This is a genomic window from Paenibacillus oryziterrae, from assembly GCF_042610485.1.
Taxonomy (GTDB): domain Bacteria; phylum Bacillota; class Bacilli; order Paenibacillales; family Paenibacillaceae; genus Paenibacillus_AQ.
Window position 1 is genome coordinate 25,170 of the sequence record NZ_JBGJZO010000013.1, and the last position, 26,520, is coordinate 51,689.

The following is a 26,520-nucleotide window of genomic DNA, read 5'->3' on the forward strand; positions in this document are numbered from 1 at the left end:
TTAAGGTCGTCTTTAACTTTATTTCTCTAGACTATTGACCTTGATTAGCTGGTTTATACGCTGCCCCGGCTTCCACGAATCCACTCAGAAAATTTTATTTAATTACTATCCATATTTCACCATTGTCATTTATATTTATTTCAATAACCTGTTGCTCTCCTTTCTCCAATCTCTTGTAATCTGTTCCCATTCCATAAATACTTCTTCCTGGGATTAATAACAAATCTCCAATCTGTCTATTCTTATAAATGACAAATCTTTCATTTAATTTAATTTTCTGTCCCTCCACTAATTTATGAGCAGTTTTATTCATTTCTATATCTATGATTTTAAGTGTTGTAGAAACCTGTTTGCCATCGATGTGCTGTTCGCCCGTTCCTTCAACTAATATTCTTGCATCTGCACTCTTTGACATAAAGTCATAAATTCCTAAGACTTTATCCTTTCGGTCTATTATAATGATTTGATCTAATGCAAAATACGCTCCAATGAATGTATATAATCCGATAATTGTAAGTATTAGTACTTTCTTAAAATGAATCTTCATATGAAACTCCTTGAAAATTATTTATTTTAAAATCACCGGGGTTGCGTATAACGTTCCCGCATTTACGACGCCGATGTTGTCGGTGTGTCCCGTCATATCCTCCCTGCTTCTTAGCTCCCGGGACCAAGGGGCGGCTATGCCGACCCGCTGCGTAAATGCATTGTTATATGCTGTCGAGGCCTTCTTCCAAATTACAATCAAATTTCATTATTCTTCGTTCACTTTCATTTTTTCAGTTAGAACTGGAGTTCCTTCCCATGGTTCAGGATGATCATCTAAAACCAGAATCTGAATGTAACCTCCACCATATTCATCGGCTAATTGCCCTATTCCCTTTCGATTGGAAATCTGATCATTCAATATAGTTTCTTTATCACCCTTAACTTTTATAATATGGTTGCTTTCAATTTCTCTTAACCCTCTTACTTCATAAAAGTATTTTGTTAAATGAGGGTTATTAAAATCAATTAGTAGTCCATCGTATAGCATTTTAAGGAAGTATTTTCTATCAAAAGATGCTATTCGTTCATCCGTTATTCCTTGTTCATAATGAGTGGTTATCATCTCTTCAGGATAGAGGGATGAAGCAAAAGCTGTTGGTGAAAATCTTAATAATGTTAGGACAATGTCTACCTCATTCTCGGATAGTTTAAGTCCCTTTTGAATTTCTTGAATTTTGGAGATGAGCAATTCATTTATGTGATTGTCATAAAAATCACAACCCAGAGCTTGAATAAATACATCACCTGTTAAGAAAAAGCGGTAGAAGTCAATTGAGATGGAATCAAAATTCTCATATATTGAAACTACAAAATTATCAGTATAAATAAAGTTATTGTTTAATAACTCCTCAAGTGCTTTTTCAATTTCATGGTCTTCAAACTGAAGTCTTATCTTTATCTGCTCTTTATTAACAATACCGTCGTTAATCATTAATTCAGATAAAATAGCTTTTTGTATGTGTATCGCTCTCTGTTTTGCTTGATTTTCTTCTTCTAAGTTGACATATGTGCCTATTGCATTTGAACTTTCCAATATAGGGCATATTTTATCTGTTATTTCTTTCGGTAGAAAACTACCGTTATAGCCAAATGCAGTATATTCGTCATTATTGAATGCTACTATCCAATACACTGAATTATCGTAATAGCATATATCCAACATTCTAATAATTCTATGGGTATAATGAGAAACAATCTGATTAATAACATTGCCATCGGTTAGATTGAAGAGTTGGGTTACAGATTCGGTTAGTTTCTCCCCAGAAACCAGTGATACATTAGTTCTATGAGTAAATAATTCATCATAATTACCAGCAACATTACCATTAACACCAGACAAAGCAATAAAACACCCGAACACTTCTTCATCTCTTCTAGATTCTTCAATGAATATCTTACCCAAAAACTTCAACCAACTTGTAATATCAATCGGGGTCTTATATGCTTTACATTCACAAATTAGTCGTCGTGTTTGATTCTGGCCAATTCCAGGTAAATAATAATCTGCTGATACATCGATTTCCTCTCCACCAGGACCAATATAGTTAGTAATAATATTCTTATAACCATACCCGGATAAAAGTCGTTTAGTAAGTTCTTCAAGCTGGGTCCCTTTATCATCGTTACTCTTTCCTAAGATTATCATTTCTGTATTCTCCCAATAATTAATTTTAGTATTGTTCAGAAGTGTATTTACTAAGATTTTCCTCGATTGCATATAACGTTCCCGTATTCACGACGTCCGACGGAGTCGGATGTGTCCGGCTGCCCCGGCTTCCCCGAAATCCTTCTGCCGGACCGAGGGCGTATGCCGATGCGTGAATATTATGTTATAAGATGTTGGGGCCATCATTGATTAATCTTCAGGAATATGTTTTAGTAATTCTTCAATTGCTTTCTTGTCTTGTGTAACAATTTCAATAATAGGGATAATCCCATTTGGGCTATTTGGTCGATAAGATTCTTTTCTGAAAATCCAAGATATTAATTGACACCATTTATCCTTTAATCTTTGTTTGTAATAAATTTTGTTTAATTTCTCAAAAGATCTCCGAGTAAACCTTTTGGAGTCAAAGTAAAAATTATAAGAAATAAAAGTGTTGGCTTTGGATGGGTTTTGAAAAAATTGAATACTTGCGATCCATATCAAATACAAAATCTTATATTTTATAATCATATTTCTAAATTTCTTCTCAAATATATTAAGTTTCCCAGTTAATTTATCAATTTCATCTAATATGGCAATATAAAATTCCAAATCATCAATGAATTGATGAAAACCTGAAAAATCTTCATAATATTCATTCTTTGCAATAATGTGATATTCCGACATTAGTTTAGGGCTTGCATATTTCAGATTACTTTTAACATGACCAAAAATTTTTTTTCTAATCTCATCTTCATTTATTGAATCTTTTATTTCGTGACCTTTCCGAAAATTTGTAGATATATCAAAAAAAGCAATAATATCAAAAATAATAGGAGCAAATAAGTTCTGATATATCTCCCTTACGTACTATTCCTTTTCTCTTTTTTTGGTTAGGAAATGCGAAAAGACTTGGGCAGTTATTGCAGCTGAGGCTCCAATTGCTGCACCGAGTAATGAAGCAGTTTGTGCTGTTAATTGAATTTCCATTGTCTTATGCATCTCCTGATTGATCTATAAAAATTTTATTTTGCCTCAATTTCTTATAACGTTCCCGTATTCACGAACTTCGCAATAACAGCCTTTTAGAGAGTATTCGCGAACTGATTAAAGTTTCCTGCCTTTGTCCACTCCCATAACCTATAGCCAGATACGATTGCGCAGTTTCCAGGAGTCAGTAGACATATTATTTTTATATATAGAATTTCACCTTCGACCTCAGCCTAAAAAAAGACGGCCAACTATGCTGTCAGCCGCCTAAGTTTATTCCTTTTCCGTGGGATGGAGATTTACTTCTTTTCGATTACAGCAAAATAGTTGTCTTCATCATCTGCAAAGTTAAATACTCTTCCGAATGGCATCTCTACAAGTTCTCCTACTTTGACATTTTTCCCGGTGAAGTCGGCATACAGTCGATCCAGATCCTCCGAAAAAAACATTAAAGACGGTGTGCCGAGATTTAATTCCGGAGACATTTTAGCAACGAGCTCCTTATTATGGAGTATGATGCTTGTCTCAGCGTCTTGGGTAGGAGCAATTTCGATCCATCTCATGCCTTGTCCATTGTTTTCTTCAGAAATCACGCTAAAACCAACTTTTTCTGTCCAAAAGTTCAGTGCTTTGTCCTGGTTGTCTACATACAGCATGATTTGACCGACTTTATTGATCATTGATGGTCCCACTCCCTCGTAGATGTAATTAGCAAGCAGATGTTCCAAATGCTCAAAATAGGTACAGCTTTCTTTTTTATGCTACCATATATACCCGTTAGAAATAAACCTTGTATGTATATTCCCTTGTGGTATCCGCTTTTATGTTAGATTCACAAAAAAACTTACGGAATTGCCATCGGGATCATAACATAAGAATGATCTTACCCCCCAAGGTTTATCCGTTGGAGCAGAATGAACTTTAATGTTCAGCTTCAATAGCCTTTCATATTCATAATTAACATTGTCGACAGCATAGATTAATGCGACATTCCGAGTAGTTGGCGCGGTCTCATCCTGCAATTTATAAATAATAAGTTGAGTGTCATAAAACCGATAGTCTACTTCATTGTCTACAACTGGTTCTTGTTGAAATACCCTCGTGTAAAAATCTACGACATCTTTGATGTTGTGCGTCTGAATACAAGCTCCATGCAGTCTCATGTCTACCTCCTCTAATCATTCCAATCTGATTCATCGACTTCCAGTTCTCTCCAGATAATATTCTTCGAAAAGTTCATTTGTTCCTCCCCGTGCGTTCCGATTTGACTTTAATTAAACTCTGTATATAGTATCCTTCCAACAAAATAACCCGCAAATTTGCGGGTTCAATAATTTGCTCAATAATGTGCTCAATGGATGTTTTCATATGGAACTCTCAATGGATATATTGCGTTATGCTTCCGGTCAAGTTCGATTCACAATCTCACTGATCTTAATATTAGGATTAGTATATCTACCCTTCGTTACAGTGTCTTTTCCATATTGTATAGCTTTTGCGGGGCAATAGTGAACACAGGCAAGACATAAGGTACAATGTTCACCCCACTGTGGTATCTCATCGACTTGGATGTTATGACAATTACACACCTTCTCGCAAGTTCCGCAACCTGTGCACAGGTCAGTAGCCTTGAACTTCGTAGTATCCAATGCCCCCCGCAGGTTGCCACGGCAAATACGTAATTGCCCCGGTAATTGATAAGCTTAAGCTTTTGTATAAAATCAAGCACGATTCGAGGAGGCCCCCATGAATAGGTGGGGTGTATGAATCCGATGATTACATCGTCCCACAATTGCTTTTATACCTGCACTTTTAGCTTTTGGTTAAACGGAATGAATAGGATCAACCCCATGAAACATGTGATCACTTCAGTCACGGTCATCGACCAGATCACGCCGTGCAATCCGAACAGGGAATGCAGTAGAATGATCATCGGAATATACAGAACCCCTTGAGTGATGGACATGATCATCGTCGGTGTTCCTTGTCCGGCTGCTTGAAATACACTGATGAACAAACCCGTGAAACCGTTGAACAAGGCAGAGATTAGCATCGCAACAACGATATAAGTCCCTGTCTCCAGAACAGAAGGGTCATTCGAGAACAGATGCAGGATAGGCTCCCTGAACAGATAAACCAGTCCTACGAATACGGTGGCTATGCCTCCAATCAGCAGTGAAGCGTATTTGAAACCGGATTTGAATCTGGCGATATTGGGACTGGAATAATTGTAGGCGAAGAAAGGAATTAATCCGAAGAACAATCCCATCGCCAGGAACTCGGGAACCTGGACAATTCTTAAGGCGACACCAAATCCGGCAACCACACTATCCCCGTACATGATGGAGTAGTTATTCAGCAGGAGCGTAGACACAATAAGAAATGCCGATTGCAGGAGCTCAGATATCCCGATTTTGTAGACCTCCAGCTGGTCTTGAAGGGAAATCTTGAAATGCTTCAGGAATCCCTGCAGATGCTCACTCTTAGTCTCTAAGTAATAGATGTAATAGAAGACCGACCCGACATTCGCCAAGATCATCGCACACGCCGCACCTGCCACATGCCAGCCCAGCCCCAAGATCAGCAGCGGATCAAGAATCAAACTAAGCGCTGTGCTGATAAATATGCCATACATGGATTCCTTGGATGCCCCTTCCGAGCGCACCAGTTGTTCCAGGGCGAAATTAAGAACTACAACAAATCCGCCGCCAAAAAGAGTTAAGACATACGTTTTGGTGTAACCAAAAGTCGCAGTATCCGCACCTAATAATCGGGTGATTGGATCAACGAACAGGAATGCGAGAACTGCAATGAGTATTCCGGCAATAATGCTTCCGTAAAAGGTATAGCCGGCGATGCGTTTCCCCTTCTCGCCCTCTTTTCCTCCGACCAATCGGGTAACGAATGTGCCGCCACCGACACCAAATACATTGCCGATGGCCATAAGTACGGTGAAGATCGGCAAACCAAGCGTGATGGCAGATAACATACTCGTATTGTGTAGTAGACCAATGAAATACGCATTAATTACATTGTAGATCGTGCCCACGGACATGCCGATCATCATGGGAATGGACAGGTGAGCTATCGCTTTTTTGATCGGAGCACTTTCCAGATAATATTGGTTTGACGCTTGATGTTGTTCCATAGTGAATCTCTTCTTTCATTACAGGATGAATCCATCCGATTACGGACAGAGTTGTTACATCGTTGATTTGACTTTGATTAATAAATTCATTAAGGTCTCCGCTTCGTTCGGCGTTAGTCCTTGGGTAATGCTGTTCTCTACTTCTTGAAAAATGATGTTAAACTCTTCGACTAATTCAGCCGCTTTGGGCAACAAATATATCTTCTTCTGGCGTTCGTTGTCTTCCGGGACGATCCGTTTGATATACCCCTTCTTCTCCAAACCCTGAAGCATGCTGGTAATACTCGCTCCCTTACGGTTAAAGCGGTCCGCCAGATCCTTCTGGATCACTCCCCGATCCTGTTTCTCATAAATGTATCCAAGCATCTGGCCCTGCTGTGAATTAAGCCCAAGCTCAGCCAATCTTGTATCTGCCGTGGATTTGAGCTTCATACCGATTTCTCTGATTAAAGTCGAATATGGGGTAATGTTCCTGTACTCTTTCATATCACCGACTCCTTCGTTTCTCTATTGTTAGAGTTCTAACTATATTCATAATATATATGTTAGAACTCTAACTGTCAAGATTCTAATTATATATTCTCACTGTCCTTTTCTTGAATTCTAGTTATCGTCCATTCCGGCACTTGTATTCTGGCAATAAAAATACCCGCGCCAGGCGCGGGTATAATGTTCTTCATATGACTGCTCTGCAGATGAATAGAACAAATGACTTTCATCTATGGGTTGTTGTGAAATCTGGTTACCCGCCAATATAAGACATACTAATCTTATTCTTGTTCAGTGCTGTCTGCTCTGTGCGTTCATCCGAATAGCGGTCGGTCCGCTGATTCCATACCCCCGATATCGCTGCAAGCAAATCTTCGTCTTTCGCCCCTCTTCGGATCATCTCTCTTAGATCAAAGCCCTTTGATGCGAATAAGCAGGTATAAAACTTGCCGTCTGAAGACAGACGAGCCCTTGTGCAGGATGTGCAAAACGATTCCGATACCGAGGTGATAAAGCCGACTTGGGCACCCGTATCTTTATAACGGTACCGCTTGGCAACCTCTCCGAAATAATCCCGGTCTACCGGCTCCAGCGCATAAGCACGCTGCAGTTGTTTAAGAATCTCCTGTTTGGATACGACTTTATCAAAGCTCCAGCCATTATCGTTGCCGGCATCCATATATTCAATGTACCTAAGTGTAATATTTTGTTCCTTGAAATAAGCTGCCATCGGCAGAATTTCCGATTCGTTAACGCCTTTTTGGACCACCATGTTCACCTTGAGTTCAAACCCAATCTGCTGAGCAAGTTGAATCTGTTTCAGAATATGCGAAGACTTCATCCCTCTGCCGTTCATTGCACCGAATATCTCAGGGTCCAGCGCGTCCAGGCTTATATTCAACCGTCGCAATCCTGCATCGTATAAATACTGTGCCTGCCCTCTCAAGAAAACGCCATTCGTGGTCAAGCCGATATCATGTACTCCGCCAATTGCATGAATTTTGGAGACAAGCTCTGGAAGATTGGGACGCATCAGCGGCTCTCCACCGGTCAGGCGGATTTTCACCACTCCCAGGGATACGAACAACTTGGTGAGCCGCTCGATCTCGTCAAAAGTTAGCAGCTCCCTGGCAGGCAGAAAGGCATATTGGTCCCCGAACATTTCTTTGGGCATACAGTAAGAACAACGGAAGTTGCAGCGATCTGTTACAGAAATCCGCAAATCACGAATCGGCCGCTGCCATTGATCTTGCAGAGGATGTAATCTCATGTAGTCAACTTCCTTCCTTGTATTCTTACAGCGCCCACTCGTCTGTTCCTTCTTCAACACCTAAGAGCAGCACATCTACCAAATCTCCAGCGGCAAATCCCCGGGACCCGCTAGGCAATACCATCAGTGAATTACCACGGGCAATGGAAGATACGGCATTGGACTTGTTGAATCCGGCGGGACGCACCGTGGAATTGTCGTATATGGCCCGGATGAAACGGGTAAATGGATTGGGTGTCTTGAAATCCTCAGCCAGCCTTGCTGTAATCCGTGGTAAAAACACCTTGTCTGCTCCCATCATTCTCAGCAGCGCCGGTCGGACAAAAAGTTCAAATCCGGTGAAACAGGCAGACGGGTTACCGGAGAGTCCGAATAAATAGCTGCCGTCTGATACAGCCACAGTAGTCACACTGCCAGGGCGCATAGCTACCTTATTGAAGAGAACCTCTGCCCCGAGCTGTTCATATATCGCTGGCAGATAATCGTAATCTCCGACAGATACACCACCTGTTGTAATCAAACAATCTGTTTCTTCCATGGCAGTTCGTACTGCCCGAAGACCTTCTTCCAAATGATCGGCAGTCATGCCGTATATTTTATAGGGTATGCCCATACTTGCAAGCTGCGCAGCAATCATCGGACCATTGCTGTTGCGGATTTTCCCGTGCACTAGAGGCTCGCTTACGTCCAGCAGCTCCGATCCCGTCGCCAGGATGCCTACAACCGGCTGTTTGGCCACCTTAACGGAAGCGTAACCGAAAGTTGCCAAAAGGGCTATAGTTCCAGCTTTAATAATACTGCCCGCAGGTACAATGGCTTCTCCCGTCTTCATGTCTTCACCTTGCAGGGAGAGATTCTCCTGATGGGAGAATGATTTCCTGATGGTAAAGGTATCTTTTGCAGCAATGGTTTGCTCTAGCATGACAACGGCATCCGCACCTCTGGGGAGAGCTGCACCTGTCATAAGCCGTACCGCCTCAAATGCGCCAAGGGTTGCAGCTGATACTGCCCCTGCACCGATATGATCCACGACCTTGAAAGTTAAGCGGTTATCTCTTGAAGCACCTGCTGAATCAACCGAACGAATAGCAAAGCCGTCGTAGGGTGAACGGTCAAACGGAGGCACATCATAGGTTGCTGCTAATGGCCCTGCAAGAATCCGTCCATAGCTATCCGTTAGTGACACGGTTTCGGTACCTGTCGGTTGTGCTTTGTCTAAAACGCGGAACACGGCTTCTGCCACGGAAATCGGTTGTCTGTGTTTAACCACCTGAATCTGCTCCTTACTTGTGCTATAGCTTAATTAGTCTTATCTCTCTTCTGCGTTATATCGCTGAACGTGCCGACATAACGGATATGCTCCCCAGTATCATCTTTGACGGCGCTGATATGGAGCCACTGGAGATACTCTTCTCCGTTCTTCCGCTTGTTCCAGATTTCTCCCTGCCACATCCCCTGAGCTCGGATTTCCTTCCACATGCTGCTGTAGAAGTCCTTTGGTTGACGGCCGGATTTCAGGACGCTTGGCTGTTTGCCGAGTACCTCCTCTGACGTGAAGCCGGTAAGCTTTGAAAATGCCGGATTGACCGATTTGATGGTGCCCGTCGCATCGGTAACAAGAATTCCCTGCGCGGTTGAGTTAAATACCTCAGAGGTAAGAGCCAGACGGTCGTTATAGTATAGCCAGATTACCAGGACCAGGCTCGCGAGCGCTAATTGCGACAGCAGCATAAATCCGATCGAATATTGACCCGTAACAGAATATATAATCGAGAGCATAACCGGCGGGAAAAAGCCGCCAAGACCACCCATCATGGAGACAATTCCGTTCGCGATCCCAGCCTGCTTGTTGAAATATAAGGGCACTAATTTGAAAATAACACCGTTCCCGATTCCGGCACTTACCGCAATGGCTAACGATCCTACCGTATATAAGCCTATCGAAGGCATAAAAGCTAAAATAATCGCTGCGACCGTATAGATGGAGAACGTGCCGATCAGAAGGAATAAAGGCTGGAATTTATCTGCAAGCCAACCGCCCACCGGGCGAAAGAACGTGGCAACTGCAATAAATCCGGCTGTACGCATCCCTGCATCCACCTTCTCCAGTCCAAAATTCGATACGAGGAAGTTTGGCAGGTAAATGGTAAATGCAACAAAGGAACCAAATGTAATGAAATAGAACAAGGAGAACAGCCACAGCTTCTCATTCTTTGCGACACCCTTAATCTGTTCGATGATTGGTGTTTTCACTTTAGGTTCATGGCGGTCACCCAGAAAGAAATTCAGTACAATAAACACTAGAAGAAGAATCAAATACAGCTTAATGGTTGCTGCCCAGCCAATTTGTACAGCCACAATGGGAGCAGAGAAAGTTGTAATAGCTGTACCTAAATTCCCTACACCATAAATGCCATTTACGAATCCATGACGTTCTTTGGGATAATACTTGGGCAGAGAAGTCACTCCTACTGAAAAGACGGCCCCACCGATTCCGAGGAACAAACCTCCAATAATTAAATGATTGACCGAAGAAGCTTCGCTAATAAAGTAGACGGGAAATAACAGTACAATGAAACTGGTCATAAAGATGACACGTGCACCCAGGATATTCGCATAATAACCAAGCGGAATCCGCAGAATGGATCCGAGTATTACAGGAATTGCTGTGACCATCGCAAGTCTCCCTGCCGGGATATGAATATCCTCGGAAATAAAAGGCATCAGGGAAGAAATAATAACCCATACCATAAAACCTGTAATCAAATTTAATGTTTGAAGTGGCAATTGCATCTTCTTCATTGTTCAACTCACCTTTTCGCCGTTTATTCTCCTAATCGACTAAATAAGACCTTCATGTCCTTATTGTAGCCGCCAGTCCACGGGCGCAGATATAGGGGAGTACCCTTTCCCTGACAGGGGAAACCCTGAAAATAAACATAAAACGGCTGCACCGCCCCGATGCTAGAACTGCACCGCCATTTTTCCTGAACACATGCAATTCATTGATCACAGCGTTGACTACATAAAAAAAGCCGCTTCGTTAGGAAGCAGCCTTAGATTCAAGTGATAAGTGTATTTAGCTTATGATGCAGGCGATCCTTATCCAAGGCATTAAGCTGGCTTTCTGCCATCGGATAAATCACGGTTTCTTCCTTCACGAAGTGTACGGTCAATACTTCAAAAGCCTCTCCTGCATCTTTCACCGCAGAAGTAATCTCCTGTTTGGACATCAGATCCGTATAACCACTCGTGCGGTGGAGAAAGTGTCCAAGATACCCGTCAATCTCGCTATGTTCCTCCTGGATGCCAACGAGCGGTCCTTGTTCATAACCGATATAAGTCCCAAGCATCGGGAAAAAGTGCGCTTCTTCTTTCAGGGTATGCTTCTTCAGCGGCTCCATAAATTCGAGGATCATTCTGCGAAGCTCCTGGAGACGCCTCCGGCATTCTTCCAGACTTGTATGCTCCGTTTCTTCAAAGGTGAGGACGATCGCATGCCATTCTTCCATTAAATAGGACAGATAGCGGTGTTCATTCTCGAAAATGCGCATCGCGGGTGTCGCAAATCGAAGTTCATCTTGTACCGGCACACTGATCCCTCCATTCCACAATTAGAAATCAAGCATTTTTTTCTTTAAAGCATATTCCACCAGCTCAGGCCGGCTCTTAAGGTTTAATTTCTCCATGATTTTGGATTTATGGGCTTCCACCGTTTTTACGGAGATATATAGCTTCTCCGCAATTTCCTTGTTGCCATAGCCCTTGGCAATCAGCGGCAAGATTTCGAGTTCCCGTTTGGACAGCAGCTCGAACAAATCTTCTGAATTCTGAGACTTATCCTTTTTGATGAATTCACGGACTAGAGAAGTTGCCATCTTGGGATGTATGTAGGTTCCTCCAGCATAGATAGTGCGTATAGCCAGCAGCAGCTCTTCATCCGGTGCACTTTTCAGTACATAACCTGATGCGCCATTCTTCAGCACATGGAAGAGATATTCCTCGTCGTCATGCATCGTCAGAATTAGTATTTTGGTATCGGGATAATCCTCTTTAATCTTGCCTGTGGCAATCAACCCGCTCTCACCGGGAGGCATGCTAAGGTCCATAATGAGAATATCCGGCCGGCGTTTCGCTACCAAGGCATACGCTTCAATTCCGTCTGCTGCGGCTCCAATAACTTCGATATCGTCCTGATAATTCAGGAGCATGGCGAAGCCGCTGCGTACAATTGCATGGTCGTCTGCGATAACGATCTTCATCTGGACCTCATTCCCTTCCTTCGCCATATCTGACAGGAACTTGCACCTTGATACGAGTTCCTTGTCCGACCTCCGAATCTACGGTGAAGCTTCCGCCTACAAGCTCCGCCCTCTCCTGCATTCCATAGAGGCCAAGGCCTGTGCCATTCGGTTCGTCTCCCAGGTTAAACCCGGCACCTTCATCTTCAATCATCAGCTGCAGCAGCTGCTTACTCTCTGAAATAGATACTTTAATCATATCCACCTGGGCGTACTTCAAGGCATTCAAAACAGCCTCTTGACAGATCCGGTAGATGACGGTTTCAATTTCACTTCCATACCGCTTATTTGAAAGACCGGATTCAAACTCGATAACAAGGCCATAATTTTGTTCCAGCCGTTTAAAATGCGAGCGGAAGGCAGCCTCCAGTCCGAAATCGTCCAGGGCGGCCGGCCGCAGCTCTACCGACAAATTGCGGATATCCGTGAGCAGACGGGTCATTGATACCTCGGTCTGTTTCACCTTTTTGAGCAGCTGCTCGTCACCGGTCATGTATTTAAGCAGACGAAGATCCACAACAGCGCTCATCAGTTCCTGAGCCACGCTGTCATGGAGCTCGCGGGAGATCCGCTTGCGCTCGTTCTCCTGCGCTTCAATGACATGCTTCATCATTTTATTCTGATAGAATTTCTCTTGAGTTTTGAATTGTTTGGTCAAATCACGCAGCATAAACACCCTGATACTATTCTCGTAATCTATTGTATGGAAGGTTGCGGAATAAGGAACAATACCTTTATCTTTCGTCTCCAGGTAGACTTGATAAGAGGTGAAATCATAGGATTCCGGCGTACTGAAATAGCAGTTTAGACACGTATGAAGCTCCGTATCACTTGTGTATCCCCTGCATGTACCACAGAAAGCCAGGGTTTTACCCTGATAGAGCTGCTTCAGAATGTCGATGTCTACGATCCTCTCCGCTGCCGGGTTCATCGCCAGGGCTTTCCCTTCCTTATCGAAGAAGAATATGGCCTCCGTGCTGTTCTGAAACAGTTTTGTCAGCAACGCATGCAATTGATCCATCCCGGTTGGTATCATCAACTCAGCCACAGTTCCTTCCCGTTCAAGTCTCCAATTCCTTTGTGAGCCCATTGCTCCAGGTCCTGCAGCATCGCCTCGGTTACCTGCTGTTCACCACGAAACCCACCGAGGAGCACACCTGCGACACGAGCATCATTCCACAGAGGAACAGCCCCAATACTGCTCAGATTCTCCGATTTAATGATCGGATATTTAAATAGCGCATCAAGCTTCACATGTCCCTGTACAGACGGAAGTAAGAATGATTTCCCGGTCTTGAACACGATCCCGGCAACGCCTCTTCCGGACTGCAGCACGATCCGTCTGTAACGGTCGTTCTGGTTGCCCGAAGCATACTTCCAGCGAATGATATAGTCAAATTCTGCAGGTTCTGCAAGTGCGAGTGCCATGAAATCATAACCGAGGATCTCACGGATATGATCAAGCTCCAGCTGGTAATCTACCTTATTCTTCATGGTATTCTCTCCTCGTTGACAGAGAAAGAAGTGTACGCTTACTTTCTATTCATTCGATTTATGTCTTCTGTATAGAATATAACTTCTCCCCACATAATTCAACGGAACACTCCATACATGCACAAGCCGGCTGAAAGGCCAGAAGGCGAAGATTGCGAAGCCCGTCAGAATGTGGATTTTAAAGGACAGCGGAACACTCTCCATAAGCGAAGAATCTGGGCTGAAGAGGAACAGGCCGCGGAACCAGACTGAGATGGTTGACCGGTAATCGAATTCAGGCTGGACGGCATTGGTAACAAGTGTAGAATATACCCCCATAAATACGATGAACAGTAGCAGCGAATTGACTATCAGATCGGAAGCGCTGCTAAGACGCCGGACATTCTTCATCGTGAAGCGTCTGGAAGTAAGAATAAGCATACCAATCAGGGTAACGACTCCGAATATTCCTCCAATATAAACTGCACCGATATGATAGAGATGATCATTCACACCGAGCGCCTCCATCCAGGATTTAGGGACTGCGAGGCCGCCAATATGCCCGAATACAACGGGGATTATTCCCAAGTGGAATAGAATGCTCCCGTATTTAAGCTGTTTCTTCTCGATAAATTCACTGGATTTCGCCGTCCAGTTAAATTGGTCTTTCCGGTAGCGATAAATATGCCCGAGAATGAAGACCACTAGACAGATATAAGGGATGATCACCCACAAGAATTGATCAGACATATTCATTGACTCAAAGCCTCCTGTTCAACGCAAGTTTTAATCGTTTCACGCAGTCCCTTCACCAAGTGAAAATAGGGGCTTGCACATTGATCAAGCGCCTTGAGCAAATGATAGGTGCCATCCTCCATGATTGCGATCAGCATCCGGAAATTCTCGCCCGCGGCCGGATCACCTTTCCATTCTGCTGCATAAAGAAATTCACACATAAGCGGCAGAAAGTCCGGCAGCTCCCCTTCCGGCATTTCGAGGCCATACATTTCATATAGAAGCTTCAGCTTCGCCAGCATTTGCCCGCGTTCCTTGGCATCCTCGAATTTGAAATAGGTCATATACAGCGCGCAGTCCTTCTGAAAATCAAAGGTGGATGCGTACATTTCCTGAATTTCATCCAGACTGTAATTCTGCATCTGCAACCAGAATGTATGCACATGGACATTGCCTGGATGACCAATCTCAAATGCTTCTTCCAGAAAAGCCGGATGGAAATCCAGCTTCTCCGGATACATAAGCTGCAATGCATAATATCCAAATGAGGGCTTATAATTGTACAGCTTATTTAGTTCAATCACGCCAAATCCCTCCGTAAAAGTTCTCTTCGTACATCTCCTTGCCGGTCTTCGGCTTGGGTTCGGCAGAACTTGCCGGTCCGCAGCCATCACATCCGGAGCCTGAGCCCATGTCACCCATGACATTACCATATCCGGCAGAGCCTTGAGCCCGATATGGGTTCATAGTTTGTTCTTTATGCGAGGTAGGGATAACGAACCGGTCCTCATATTTCGCAATGGCCAAAAGACGGTACATCTGCTCCGTCTGATGTGCGGTCAGTCCAACCCGTTCAAGTCGGCTATGATCAAATTCCTGACCCATGGACTTGGCACGCATATAGGAGCGCATCATAGCCATTCGCTGCAGCGCTTCTTTGACCGTTTGAGTATCGCCTGCTGTCAGCATATTGGCTAGATACTGGATGGGTGTGCGCATTTCTTCAATAGCCGGAAAGATCATATCCGGATTCTTGAGGGAATCCTTGCCTTCAAAGTAATTCATAATCGGGCTAAGCGGCGGAACATACCATACCATAGGTAGGGTGCGGTATTCCGGATGCAATGGGAATGCCAGCTTATGCTCAATAGCAAGTTTGTAGACCGGGGAATTCTGTGCCGCTTCGAGCCAGTCCTGCAAAATCCCGTCTTTTCGTGCCTGCGCCATTACTTCAGGATCGTGGGGATTCAGAAACAAGTCACATTGAGCTTTATACAGATCTTGTTCATTCGGAGTTGAAGCGGCTTCAAGCACCTTGTCCGCATCATACAGCAGCACACCCAGATAACGAATACGTCCAGTACATGTCTCCGAACATACGGTAGGCAGACCGGCTTCCACACGAGGGAAGCAGAACGTGCATTTCTCCGCTTTATTGGTCTGCCAGTTGAAATAGACCTTCTTGTAAGGGCAGCCCGTCATACAATATCTCCAGCCGCGGCAAGCCTCCTGGTCCACGAGAACGATACCATCCTCATCCCGTTTATACATAGCACCGGAAGGACAAGATGCTACGCAACTCGGGTTTAAGCAGTGTTCACAGAGTCTCGGAAGATACATCATAAAGGACTGCTCAAAGTTGAATTTGATCTCTTCCTCTATCTTCTGAATGTTCGGATCCAGCGGTCCGGTGACATGCGCCCCTGCCAAATCATCCTCCCAGTTCGGTCCCCACTCCAGATCCATCTTCTCTCCGGTTACTGCGGAATGAGCGCGCGCAACAGGGGAATGCTTCTGCTCTCCTGCACTCGTCAGATGTTCATAGTTATAGGTCCAAGGCTCGTAATAGTCCTTCATTTCCGGCATGTCTGGATTATAGAAGATCTTCCCGAGTGCGATCTTGGACAGCTTGTTGCCGGACTTCAGCTCCAGCTTGCCTTTACGAAGCTGCCAGCCTCCTTTATAAAGCTCCTGGTCTTCCCAGCGTTTAGGATATCCGATACCGGGTTTCGTCTCGACGTTATTGAACCACATGTATTCCGCACCTTTGCGATTGGTCCAGGTCGTCTTACAGGTAACACTGCAAGTGTGACAGCCGATGCATTTATCCAGGTTCATGACCATTGCAATTTGCGCTTTAATTTTCAAGCCAGTTAACCTCCTTCATTTTACGTACGGCTACATACACATCCCGCTGGTTGCCGATGGGTCCATAGTAGTTGAAGCCGTAGCTGAGCTGGGCATATCCTCCTACCATTTGGGTAGGCTTCAAATGAATTCGAGTAGGAGCATTATGGCTTCCGCCGCGCGTATCCGTGATTTCAGAGCCCGGCACTTGAATATGTTTGTCCTGGGCGTGGTACATGAACATGGTGCCTCTCGGCATTCTGTGGCTGACAACCGCACGGGCAGTAACTACACCGTTCCGGTTATACACTTCCAACCAATCGTTATCTGAAATTTGGTGCGCCTCAGCATCGTCATTATTAATCCATACAGTTGGGCCCCCACGGAACAGTGTCAGCATATGCTGGTTGTCCTGGTAAGTAGAGTGAATATTCCACTTGCCGTGAGGTGTCAAATACCGGAGCACAAGTGCGTCTAATCCACCTTTGACTTCACGATCCCGTGGACCAAAGACCATGGGCGGTAAGGTCGGCTTGTAGACGGGCAGCGCCTCGCCAAACTGCTGGAAGATCTCATGATCAATATAGAAATGCTGTCTGCCGGTCAATGTGCGGAACGGGACAAGGCGTTCGATATTAGTTGTAAATGGTGAATAACGTCTCCCTTGTTTGTTCGAACCGCTGAATACTGGTGTCGGAATCACTTCCCGTGGCTGCGCCGTGATGCTCTGGAATGTGATCCGCTCGGCAGCACGATCGGCGGAGATATCCCGCAGCTCAACACCGCTGTCCTTCTCTGCCTGTTCGTACGCTTTCTGGGATACGTGCCCATTGGTTGCGGAGGACAAATGCAGGATTGTATCGGCAACCTGCCGGGCGGTTTGAATCTTCGGCAGCCCATTTTTAATGCTTTCATCAAAATAGACCCCGTTCAGCCGCTTCAATTCCTCGTATTCTTCAGCTACGGAGAAGCTAATACCATGTGCACCTGTTTTGCCAACGACAAGATTGGGTCCGAGAGAGATGTATTTGTCATGGATCTTTGTATAATCACGCTCTACAATGCTCAGGTTCGGCATCGTCCGGCCCGGAATCGCTTCAATCTCAGCCTTGGCCCAGTCTTTAACAAGACCCATCGGCTGTGAGATCTCACTGACCGAGTCGTGACCAAGCGGTGTCGCTACCAGATCCTTATACACTCCCGGCAAATGTGATTTGGCCATTTCCGAGAATACCTCTGAAAGCTGGCGGTAAATATCCCAGTCCGACCGGGACTCCCAGAGTGGATTAACCGCCGGATTGAACGGGTGCACGAATGGATGCATATCTGTAGAAGAGAGATCTGTTTTCTCATACCAGGTGGCTGCAGGAAGCACGATATCCGCATACAGCGGCGTAGTTGTCATCCGGAAATCCAGCGCAACCAGCAGATCGAGCTTGCCTTCTACATCGTCCCGCCAGATAATCTCTTCCGGCTTCTGCTCTTCATTCGGCTGGGCAAGCAGTCCGTCAGAAGCTCCCAGCAGGTGTTTCATGAAATATTCCTGTCCCTTCGCGGAGCTAGAAATCAGGTTCGAGCGCCATACGAACAACGAACGCGGGAAGTTCTCGGGTGCTCCAGGATCCTCCACTGCAAATCGGGTCGTGCGCGATTTAATTTCTTCTAACGTATGGCTGATGATTTCAGCATTGGAGGTCTTGCCTTGCTTCGCTGCTTCTTCAGCGAACAGCAGACTGTTCTTGTTAAACTGCGGGAAGGATGGCAGCCAACCAAGTCGCGCGGCAAGCACGTTGTAATCTGCCGGATGCTGGTAGGCAACTTCTCCGCCTGTCGGCGACTTCAGCGAATCGGTGCCGCTTTCTTCATAACGCCATTGCTCTGTTGCAAAATAGAAGAAAGACGTAGCATTCTGCTGGCGTGCCGGACCTTGCCAGTCCTTGGCGAATGCCACGGTGGACCAGCCTTCTATAGGACGGCATTTCTCCTGTCCTACATAATGCGCCCAGCCTCCACCATTCACACCTTGGGAAGCCGTGAGCACGACCAGATTCAGAATGGAGCGATAGATCGTATCGCTGTTGAACCAGTGATTGATCCCGGCCCCCATGATAATCATCGAGCGTCCGCCTGTATCAATGGCATTCTGGGCAAATTCACGGGCGATTTGGACAACCACGCTGGGCTTCACGCCCGTTATCTTCTCTTGCCACGCAGGTGTATAATGCGAAGCTTCATCATAATAATCCTTGGCGTTATGCGTGCTTGCGGTACGTGTTATACCGTATTGGCTCATCATTAGATCATAGACGGTAGCGGCAGCCCGCTCTGTACCGTCCGCAAGCTTCACCTTGATTACCGGAATCATCCGGGTGAACGTTCCGTTCCCGGCATTGTCAAAGTAAGGGAACACGATTTCTTCCCACTCTTCCCCGTGGCCTTCCACAGAAAGTGCCGGTTCAACCTTCGTTCCGTCCTCACGTTCAAGAATCAGGTTCCACTTCTTCCCTTCTTCCCAACGTTGGCCCATAGTACCGTTCGGCACGATGAGTTCTCCCACGGCCTCGTCGTAGATGACAGGCTTCCAGTCGGCATGCTGCGAGTTGTCTCCTAGATCGCTCGCCCGGAGGAAACGCCCTCCTTTTAAGCTGTCTTCATGCGGATCGAGAAGAATCATAAAGGGCATGTCCGTATATTGCTTGGCATAATTGATGAACATCGGCTCTTTGCGCTCCTGGTAGAATTCATCCAGAATCACATGTGTCATGGCTTGTGCCAGAGCAGCGTCAGTGCCGGGATTCGGGGCAAGCCAGTTGTCGGCGAATTTGACATTCTCCGCCAGATCCGGTGCCACCGACACCACTTTCGTACCTTTGTAGCGCACTTCTGTCATGAAGTGGGCATCCGGCGTCCGTGTCAGCGGGACATTCGAGCCCCACATGATCAGGTAACCGGCATTGTACCAGTCGGAAGATTCAGGCACATCCGTCTGCTCGCCCCAAATCTGCGGAGATGCCGGGGGAAGGTCGGCGTACCAGTCATAAAAGCTCAGCATTTGTCCGCCAAGCAGCGAGATGAAGCGGGCACCCGAGGCATAGCTGACCATCGACATGGCCGGAATGGGTGTGAAACCTGCGATCCGGTCCGGGCCATATTTTCGTATGGTGTAGATCAATTGTGCCGAAATGAGACGCAGTGCATCTTCCCAATTTACGCGGATATGACCGCCTTTTCCGCGGGCCTTTTTATAAAGGGCAGCCTTATCCGGATCTTCAACAATACTCGCCCAAGCGTCAACCAGATTATCATGCTCTGACACTGCTGCTTTCCACAGCCGCCACAGCTTCCCTCTCATATAGGGGTATTTCACGCGAAGCGGACTATATTCATACCACGAGAATGTGGCACCGCGCGGACAACCTCTCGGTTCAAACTCCGGCATATCGGGACCGCAGGACGGATAATCAATCTGTTGGTTCTCCCAGGTGATGATGCCGTTCTTCACAAAAACCTTCCAGCTGCACGAACCTGTACAATTCACTCCATGTGTGGTGCGGACAACTTTATCATGCGACCAGCGCTGACGGTACATATTCTCCCAATCTCTGTTTTTCTCTTCAAGAATAGACCAGTTCCGGGAATAGCTTTCGACCGGTTTAAAAAAGTTTAGCCCGTATTTTTTCTTCATCGATGACGAACGCTCCTTTGCGGGACTTGATAAATCTCATTATGGATGCCGTTCGCGGTTGTTCCCATTAGGGAAAGCTCTATTGTGACTCGGGAATTCCCTTGATCTCTACGTTTCTGACGATTCCGTTCTTTTAGGAACATAACCTGCCTGTATGCAGGCGCTGGATACCGATTAGGGAGTTCCCTCTTTTACAGCCGGGGATGTCCTTACTGGGGATTTCAGAGCCGTTTCGTGTGTTAAACTGAACAAAAACGAGAGGTGAGAGATCATGTCAGGACCATCCTTGCGCCAACTACACGCCCACCACGCGATTCACGAAGGCGGACTGTCTGGGGCCATTGCTAAAACGGAAGAAGTAGAAGAATTACTGGCAGCCAAAGAATTCGCTGTGGCCCGACAAGCGGCAGAGCATCTGATTGAGTATTGGGAGACACGGATTCTCAGCCATGCCGAAGCGGAAGAGGAAGGCTTTTACCAGGAAAAGGTTGCGGAGAATCCCGACCTGCAAACCGTTGTCGCAAAGCTGACGCGTGATCATGATTTATTGCGAATCATCGTGCTGGATGTGAAAAATATGCTCCGAGTAGAAGGCGTAAGTACTGAGGTGCTTCATCAATTTCATGCTCTCTTAGTGATTAATGCGATTCATAGCCGGGATGAGGAACGACTGCTGTTTGAGTCGACGAAGGAGTAGCCGAACACTATCAAAGAAGTTTTTAGGGGGATTACATATTGGATAAGGTAGCTGTAAATTATGAAAAAATGTATTACGGATTTCCGGTTGTACTCGTGAGCTTCTACGACACTAACGGAATTCCGAATGTAACCACCATCTCTTCCACCTATACGCTGAAGGACATGATGGTCCTTGGATTTAACAGCAAGGGTTATGCCATTAATCAGATCAAAGAGGTTCAGGACTTCGTCATCAATGTTCCAGATCGTTCTCTTATGGAAGCCATCAGCTATTGTGGTGCAACTTCAGGATATGACGGGAGCAAGTTTGATCATCTCAGCCTAACCCCTGTGATCGCACCCTCCGTGAATGCTCCATTAATCCAGGAGTGTCCGATCTCGATCGAATGCACGTTGACTGAAGTCATTGAAAGAGATCACTTCCAAGGGATTACTAACATCTTGGCTCAGATCAAAAGCAGGTATGTTGCCAAGGATTATCTGGACCATGACGGCAGACTGCAGGCTTCACAGTTTGATCATGTGCTCTATATCGGAGATGGCAAAGTACGCGGCTTCCGAACCTTACAAGAATCCAAATGATTTGAAAGAGCCCAGGAACTCTGTAACTCAGAATTCTTGGGCTCTTCTATTTATTCTATATATTTTTCCAGCGAGCTTCGGTCCTTAAGGATCATCTTCTTGTTGCCAATCAGCTCAATCAGGCCCAAATCCTCGAATATCGCAAATTTTCGGCTGATGGTCTCCCTTGTAACTCCAACATAGTTGGCTAATTCTTCCCGTGACAGGGGGAGATCAATATGAACTGTGCCGCTGCGCATTCGGCCGTATTTATCACTAAGCTCCAGGATCATATAAGCAATCCGGATCTCCGGATCCTTAGTCGCAAGACTCTGCGCCAGATTTTCGGTATGCGCCAGTCTTTTGGTGACGGTGCTCAGCAGCTTGAACGCAATATCCGGATTGTCCAGGATCAGCTGCTCCATATCCGTTTTAGTCAGCATGCAAATGCTGGTCTCTTTCAGAGCATACGCGCTAAAGTTGCTGAGTTCTTCACTGTTAAAAATATGGAGTTCTCCGAAAAAATCACCCGCTGTCAAAATGTGCAGAATTTGTTCCTTCCCCTGCGGCGTCATTTTGGACAATTTAACATGTCCCTGCTGAATAATGTACAAGGTGTCCGTCGGCTGCTCTTCAAGAATGAGCGGTTGTCCCTTGTCATATTTCCGGTGTTTGATCATGGTGCTGATCCGCGAAAGATCCGCATCGCTTAACGAAGCGAAGATCGGCACCTTACGGGTACAGGGTTCTGCGGCATGCTGACAGGAATGCTCCGGCATAACAGGTCTCTCCTTTTTCTTCTAAAATCGAGGCTTACGAAGCTGCCCCTTTATCTTCAATCGGTGCGAAATGACTTGTATCTTCGCCACAGACCGGACATAGCCAGTCTTCAGGCAAATCCTCAAAAGCGGTACCCGGAGCTACATCCTCATCGGGATCACCATTGGCAGGATCGTAGATATAACCGCATGGTAGACAGATGTACTTTTTCATTATGCTAATCTCCTCTCAACTTCAGCCATAATTTCCGCGATGCTGCTACCGGGCAGATCAATACCTGCCAAGCTGGTGCGCTGTTCTACTGCGGCTTTATAAGGAAGTGAAGCCACCGCACCTTCCCAGGAAATCGCACCGGTTAATGTGTTATCTTTCACAAATATCCGCGTGTATACGCCGTTGTCTTCCGCAGACACACTCAGATCACACTGCGATTCATCAATCATTCCAATGGAGAACAGTGAAATGCCAAAGGCGTTGAACAGGGTGACTGGAACCGCCTTGCGATACGAAGCAGGCTCTGTCGCCGCCATATTATTGCCGGCAATACGTCCCTGCTCGATGGCTCCTCCCCATAATCCCTCTACATGACCGTCAATTTCCGCAATATCTCCGGCAGCATATACATTGGGAGTACTCGTCTCCATATGGGTATTTACAACGACACCTGACCGGGTCTCAACGTCAGTCTCCTGTACAAGTGCAGTATTCGGCACGATTCCTATGGAGTACACCACATGATCGCAGGTAATCGTATTTCCGTTGTCGAGTGTAATTCCGGTTACGGTTTCTTCTCCCGAGATTGAAGTAACACCGGAATGAAGAACGACTTCAACTCCTGCAGACTCGAGATTCTGATGCATCATGTGAGATGAGGCTTCATCCAGTTGTCTGGCCATTAGCCGGGGGGCCGCCTCGATAACGGTAACCTGATAACCGGCTTCGTGAAGTGCCCAAGCTGTTTCCAAGCCCTGCACCCCACCACCAATAATAGCGACACGATTACCGTTTGTAAGACTTGATTTCAACTTGTCGGCATCGCTTAAATCCCGGATGGTATGCACATTCTTCAGACCTGCACCTTCAACGGGAAGTTCGCGGTTTCTGGCTCCCATGCAGAGCAACAGCTTGTGATACGCAATGAGGTTTCCGTCTGCTGTTTCTACTTGCTGCCGGTCTGTGTGAATATTTACAACGCGCGTTGAAGTCTGCACGGTAATGCGGTTGTCCTGATACCACTTCGTTTTCTTGATCAGCACTTTCTCGCTGTGCAGGTCGGAGAATAACCCTTTCGTCAGCTTAATCCGGTTATAGGGAAGGTGGTCTTCTTCACCGAGAATGTATATCTCCCTTTCAGAATCCTGATCCCGGATAGCCTTGGCGGCATGAACAGCGGCTACTCCGCTGCCTACGATAACATAATGCTGTGACATGGATGTCCCCCCCCCTTAGAATGAGCTCAGCAGCAGATCAGAGACAAATTCAGCCGCATTTTTGATTTTTTGTTTCTTGTCTGCATCCTTCGGTGAGAAACGGACTCTGATCGGGAATTCCACATGCGTCATCCCTGTTGACTTAATAACATCCGAAGTGCTCTGTACGGTCATGTTGGTGCCATTCAGGTAATCCTGAATAACTTCAATAGCTTCTCCGCTCCAGCCGTAAGATCCAAAAGCCGCCGCCAGCTTACCTTCCAGATTCATGTTCTTCATTTCCTTCAAGAGCGGCTCGAGATTACCAATCATGTCTGCATATCTGGTAGAACTGCCGACAAAGACGGCATCGGCTGAAGCAATGCTGCTTAGAATATCAGCCGCACTGCTCTTGTCCGCATCCCAAACTTCGGTCTCAATATTGCTTTCGTTTAAGGTGTCCTGCAGAATATTGGCCATCTTTTTGGTGTTGTTCTTGATCGTAGTATACACAATAGCCGCTTTCTTCCCTTGTGTTGTCTCACGGCTCAGCACATCATACAGATCAATATATTTACGGACATCTTCCCGGATCAGGAAACCGTGGGAAGGTGCGATCATCTCAATCTCCAAGTCCTTCACGGCCTCGATCAATGTTCTTACATATCTTCTGTGAGGATGAATGATGGCATTATAGTAGCCTTTGAAATCCTCTGTGATATCAAAGCCGGCTTCATCGCTGAACAGACTTCCCGCAGCCACATGTGTACTGAAAATATCGCATGGGAACAAGATCTTATCCTCCACACAGTAGGTAATCATCGTTTCTGCGGTATGCAGATATGGCGTCTCCTTAAAGAGCAGTGTTTTCCCGCCGATATCCAGCGTATCCCCGTCCTTCACCACTAGGAAATTCCGGCTGTGAAGCTTGTACATCTCCTGAAGTTCAGGAACAGCAATCTCGGTGCAGACGATCGTCGCATTCACAGCCCTGGATGACAACGCAGCAAGGCCGCCGGAATGGTCAGGCTCGGTATGGTTAATTACGATATAAGCAATGTCCAAAGGATCGATCATTTCACTAACGCGTTCTGCATACTCACGTCCAAATTCCATATCAACGGTATCAATAATGGTTGGTTTGCCAGTCTTCAGCAGGTATGAATTGTAGGTCGTTCCTTTTGCCAAGATGAGACGATGAAAAGGCACCTCGCGGTTATCTATTTTGCCAACCCAATACGTATCCTTAGCGATCATAAATTCGGTGTTCATTAGTTCTGCCTCCTGATTGATTGATAATGTTTATCAGCAACCTCATTCTATACCGGATGCCAATTCAAAAAGGAGGATTACAATCAAATTTTGAAAGTTTCAAAAGCTAGTTTCAATAATTAAATATACAACGGCTACAGATAAAGATTATGCGTTCAGTCACCTTTCGGATAATGAAATGGAATGATCACAGTCCATGTGTCCGGAATCACTATCGAAAATGAGTCGGAAACGTACGCTTTTTATATAGATTTCTTTTACATATACGTATAGGAGGTTTCAGTTATGAGGAAGTATATTCCTAACCAGCACGGGGCGTGGGCGATGCTCATTCTGCCTTTTCTATTCGGGGTGGCTGCATCGAGGGGGCAGTTTCTGCATATTCCGCTGTTTATTTGCTGGCTGTTGGTATACTTATTTAGCTTCCCTTTGCTCCAATGGGTGAAAACAGGAAAACGTGAAAGGTATGCCCGTCCTGTAGCGTTGTATGGAACGTTAATGCTCCCCTTCATCATCTACCTGGCGGCTTCGGAACCCGGGCTTCTATGGTTTGTCCTTCCGGTCTGCCCTCTGTTTGCTGTAAATCTGTATTATGCTAAAGCAAAAAATGAACGTGCCTTGCTTAATGACATCACGGGCATACTGGTGTTCTGCTTGATGGTGTATCCTGCGTTTTATATCGGAGAAGGAAGTCATTGGAGGCTCGCCACAGAGTTGTTCGGTTTAGCATTGCTATATTTCACCGGGACGGCTCTATATGTGAAGACGATTATTCGTGAAAAAAAGAACCCCCGTTACTATTACGCATCCGTGATCTATCATTTGTTGTTCATGCTCATCTATACTCTAGTGCTTCCCGCTCTCGTGATCCCGCTCTTGATCCTGCTCCTGCGGGCGGCTATCCTGCCAAAGACCGCGATAACCGCTAAGCGGACTGGAGTGGCCGAAATCGGATTTTCCGTGATGCTGTACGCATCTGTCCTGATATCACTTTCCCTTTAATGATTTTGTTCACTCGAATGGGGTAATAGATCTCATTAGTTATTGAAAGGGGATAGAAGTAATGGCTAACGAAGAGACACCTTTGGAAACATCTTATCTAAGCCGGGAAGAACGTGAGCAGATCGGACGCCGCACCAATGCTGGTTTTGCACGGGTAGAGCATGTGGAAGTGGAGGTAGCCGCTAGTGAAATTCCTACAGGTCCGATTGCTCAGGCCTTGACTGAAGAAGAAGTCCGCCGACTTGTAGGCTCCGGAAACTTTGAATCTGCGAAGGATGATCGTCAGACGGGTTCAATTAACAGCTGAAGAATGAAGTACATCAGTATCTTACCACCCCATAGCATATATCCTTACAAACACCTGGTGAGTGGTAGATTGCTTTGA

27 protein-coding genes are annotated in these 26,520 nt (G+C 45.7%); 4 read left to right on the forward strand and 23 right to left on the reverse strand.

The window, feature by feature from the left end; translation table 11 throughout:
- Positions 1-94: 94 nt before the first annotated feature.
- The 19 genes from ACAN55_RS14765 to ACAN55_RS14855 form a co-directional block, all read right to left on the reverse strand.
- Positions 95-547 (reverse strand): hypothetical protein, encoded by a 453-nt coding sequence (locus ACAN55_RS14765; protein ID WP_379134095.1) that lies wholly within the window; start codon positions 545-547, stop codon positions 95-97.
- 207 nt (positions 548-754) lie between these two features.
- Entirely contained in the window at positions 755-2,194 is a 1,440-nt protein-coding gene (locus ACAN55_RS14770) for a hypothetical protein (protein WP_379134098.1), read from the reverse strand.
- Between the two features lie 210 nt (positions 2,195-2,404).
- The gene (locus ACAN55_RS14775; RefSeq protein WP_379134101.1) at positions 2,405-2,881 is read right to left on the reverse strand and encodes a hypothetical protein; all 477 of its coding nucleotides are present in this window, start codon (positions 2,879-2,881) and stop codon (positions 2,405-2,407) included.
- Positions 2,882-3,483: 602 nt separating this feature from the next.
- Complete coding sequence (locus ACAN55_RS14780; RefSeq protein WP_379134104.1) at positions 3,484-3,864, reverse strand: VOC family protein; 381 nt, start codon at positions 3,862-3,864, stop codon at positions 3,484-3,486.
- A gap of 141 nt (positions 3,865-4,005) precedes the next feature.
- Positions 4,006-4,347: a VOC family protein gene (locus ACAN55_RS14785; RefSeq protein ID WP_379134107.1), complete on the reverse strand. Its 342-nt coding sequence runs from the start codon at positions 4,345-4,347 to the stop codon at positions 4,006-4,008.
- A gap of 243 nt (positions 4,348-4,590) precedes the next feature.
- Entirely contained in the window at positions 4,591-4,833 is a 243-nt protein-coding gene (locus tag ACAN55_RS14790; RefSeq protein ID WP_379134110.1) for an EFR1 family ferrodoxin, read from the reverse strand.
- A 149-nt stretch (positions 4,834-4,982) separates the two neighbouring features.
- Positions 4,983-6,332 carry an MATE family efflux transporter gene (locus ACAN55_RS14795; RefSeq protein ID WP_379134113.1) on the reverse strand — a complete coding sequence of 450 codons (1,350 nt, stop codon included), beginning with the start codon at positions 6,330-6,332 and terminating at the stop codon, positions 4,983-4,985.
- 54 nt (positions 6,333-6,386) lie between these two features.
- The gene (locus ACAN55_RS14800; protein WP_379134116.1) at positions 6,387-6,818 is read right to left on the reverse strand and encodes a MarR family winged helix-turn-helix transcriptional regulator; all 432 of its coding nucleotides are present in this window, start codon (positions 6,816-6,818) and stop codon (positions 6,387-6,389) included.
- A 256-nt stretch (positions 6,819-7,074) separates the two neighbouring features.
- Complete coding sequence (gene moaA / locus ACAN55_RS14805) at positions 7,075-8,091, reverse strand: GTP 3',8-cyclase MoaA (RefSeq protein WP_379134119.1); 1,017 nt, start codon at positions 8,089-8,091, stop codon at positions 7,075-7,077.
- Positions 8,092-8,116: 25 nt separating this feature from the next.
- Positions 8,117-9,361 (reverse strand): molybdopterin molybdotransferase MoeA, encoded by a 1,245-nt coding sequence (locus ACAN55_RS14810; RefSeq protein WP_379134122.1) that lies wholly within the window; start codon positions 9,359-9,361, stop codon positions 8,117-8,119.
- Between the two features lie 29 nt (positions 9,362-9,390).
- On the reverse strand, positions 9,391-10,893 hold the full coding sequence (locus ACAN55_RS14815; protein WP_379134125.1) for a nitrate/nitrite transporter: 1,503 nt from the start codon (positions 10,891-10,893) through the stop codon (positions 9,391-9,393).
- 260 nt (positions 10,894-11,153) lie between these two features.
- Positions 11,154-11,684 (reverse strand): hemerythrin domain-containing protein, encoded by a 531-nt coding sequence (locus ACAN55_RS14820; RefSeq protein ID WP_379134127.1) that lies wholly within the window; start codon positions 11,682-11,684, stop codon positions 11,154-11,156.
- Positions 11,685-11,705: 21 nt separating this feature from the next.
- Positions 11,706-12,353: a response regulator transcription factor gene (locus ACAN55_RS14825; RefSeq protein ID WP_379134356.1), complete on the reverse strand. Its 648-nt coding sequence runs from the start codon at positions 12,351-12,353 to the stop codon at positions 11,706-11,708.
- 7 nt (positions 12,354-12,360) lie between these two features.
- The gene (locus tag ACAN55_RS14830) at positions 12,361-13,413 is read right to left on the reverse strand and encodes a sensor histidine kinase (RefSeq protein WP_379134130.1); all 1,053 of its coding nucleotides are present in this window, start codon (positions 13,411-13,413) and stop codon (positions 12,361-12,363) included.
- A gap of 14 nt (positions 13,414-13,427) precedes the next feature.
- Positions 13,428-13,886, reverse strand: coding sequence for a GAF domain-containing protein (locus ACAN55_RS14835; protein WP_379134133.1), 459 nt, complete (start codon positions 13,884-13,886; stop codon positions 13,428-13,430).
- Positions 13,887-13,931: 45 nt separating this feature from the next.
- Positions 13,932-14,621: a respiratory nitrate reductase subunit gamma gene (narI, locus tag ACAN55_RS14840; protein WP_379134136.1), complete on the reverse strand. Its 690-nt coding sequence runs from the start codon at positions 14,619-14,621 to the stop codon at positions 13,932-13,934.
- Positions 14,618-15,184, reverse strand: coding sequence for a nitrate reductase molybdenum cofactor assembly chaperone (narJ, locus tag ACAN55_RS14845; RefSeq protein ID WP_379134139.1), 567 nt, complete (start codon positions 15,182-15,184; stop codon positions 14,618-14,620). Before narJ ends, narI begins: the two co-directional genes overlap by 4 nt.
- Positions 15,177-16,748 carry a nitrate reductase subunit beta gene (narH, locus tag ACAN55_RS14850; RefSeq protein WP_379134142.1) on the reverse strand — a complete coding sequence of 524 codons (1,572 nt, stop codon included), beginning with the start codon at positions 16,746-16,748 and terminating at the stop codon, positions 15,177-15,179. Before narH ends, narJ begins: the two co-directional genes overlap by 8 nt.
- Positions 16,738-20,412, reverse strand: a complete 3,675-nt coding sequence (locus tag ACAN55_RS14855; protein ID WP_379134145.1) for a nitrate reductase subunit alpha — start codon at positions 20,410-20,412, stop codon at positions 16,738-16,740. Before ACAN55_RS14855 ends, narH begins: the two co-directional genes overlap by 11 nt.
- Positions 20,413-20,683: 271 nt before the next feature.
- Here ACAN55_RS14855 and ACAN55_RS14860 point away from each other — a divergent pair, with 271 nt between their 5' ends.
- Positions 20,684-21,109 (forward strand): hypothetical protein, encoded by a 426-nt coding sequence (locus tag ACAN55_RS14860; RefSeq protein WP_379134148.1) that lies wholly within the window; start codon positions 20,684-20,686, stop codon positions 21,107-21,109.
- 38 nt (positions 21,110-21,147) lie between these two features.
- Entirely contained in the window at positions 21,148-21,693 is a 546-nt protein-coding gene (locus ACAN55_RS14865; RefSeq protein WP_379134151.1) for a flavin reductase family protein, read from the forward strand.
- A gap of 50 nt (positions 21,694-21,743) precedes the next feature.
- Here the strand turns inward: ACAN55_RS14865 and ACAN55_RS14870 are convergent, their stop codons facing one another.
- From ACAN55_RS14870 to ACAN55_RS14885, 4 genes are read right to left on the reverse strand one after another with little or no spacing between them, the layout of a single operon-like run.
- A complete protein-coding gene (locus tag ACAN55_RS14870; RefSeq protein WP_379134154.1) occupies positions 21,744-22,451 on the reverse strand; it encodes a Crp/Fnr family transcriptional regulator in 708 nt (235 codons plus the stop codon).
- A 34-nt stretch (positions 22,452-22,485) separates the two neighbouring features.
- Positions 22,486-22,665 (reverse strand): rubredoxin, encoded by a 180-nt coding sequence (rd, locus tag ACAN55_RS14875; protein ID WP_379134157.1) that lies wholly within the window; start codon positions 22,663-22,665, stop codon positions 22,486-22,488.
- Positions 22,665-23,882 carry an NAD(P)/FAD-dependent oxidoreductase gene (locus ACAN55_RS14880; protein ID WP_379134160.1) on the reverse strand — a complete coding sequence of 406 codons (1,218 nt, stop codon included), beginning with the start codon at positions 23,880-23,882 and terminating at the stop codon, positions 22,665-22,667. Before ACAN55_RS14880 ends, rd begins: the two co-directional genes overlap by 1 nt.
- 15 nt (positions 23,883-23,897) lie before the next feature.
- The gene (locus tag ACAN55_RS14885) at positions 23,898-25,133 is read right to left on the reverse strand and encodes an FprA family A-type flavoprotein (protein ID WP_379134163.1); all 1,236 of its coding nucleotides are present in this window, start codon (positions 25,131-25,133) and stop codon (positions 23,898-23,900) included.
- Between the two features lie 285 nt (positions 25,134-25,418).
- On the opposite strand from ACAN55_RS14885, the gene ACAN55_RS14890 reads away from it, so the two are divergent.
- A complete protein-coding gene (locus ACAN55_RS14890) occupies positions 25,419-26,135 on the forward strand; it encodes a YwiC-like family protein (protein WP_379134165.1) in 717 nt (238 codons plus the stop codon).
- 61 nt (positions 26,136-26,196) lie between these two features.
- Positions 26,197-26,442, forward strand: coding sequence for a hypothetical protein (locus tag ACAN55_RS14895; protein WP_379134168.1), 246 nt, complete (start codon positions 26,197-26,199; stop codon positions 26,440-26,442).
- Positions 26,443-26,520: the final 78 nt, after the last annotated feature.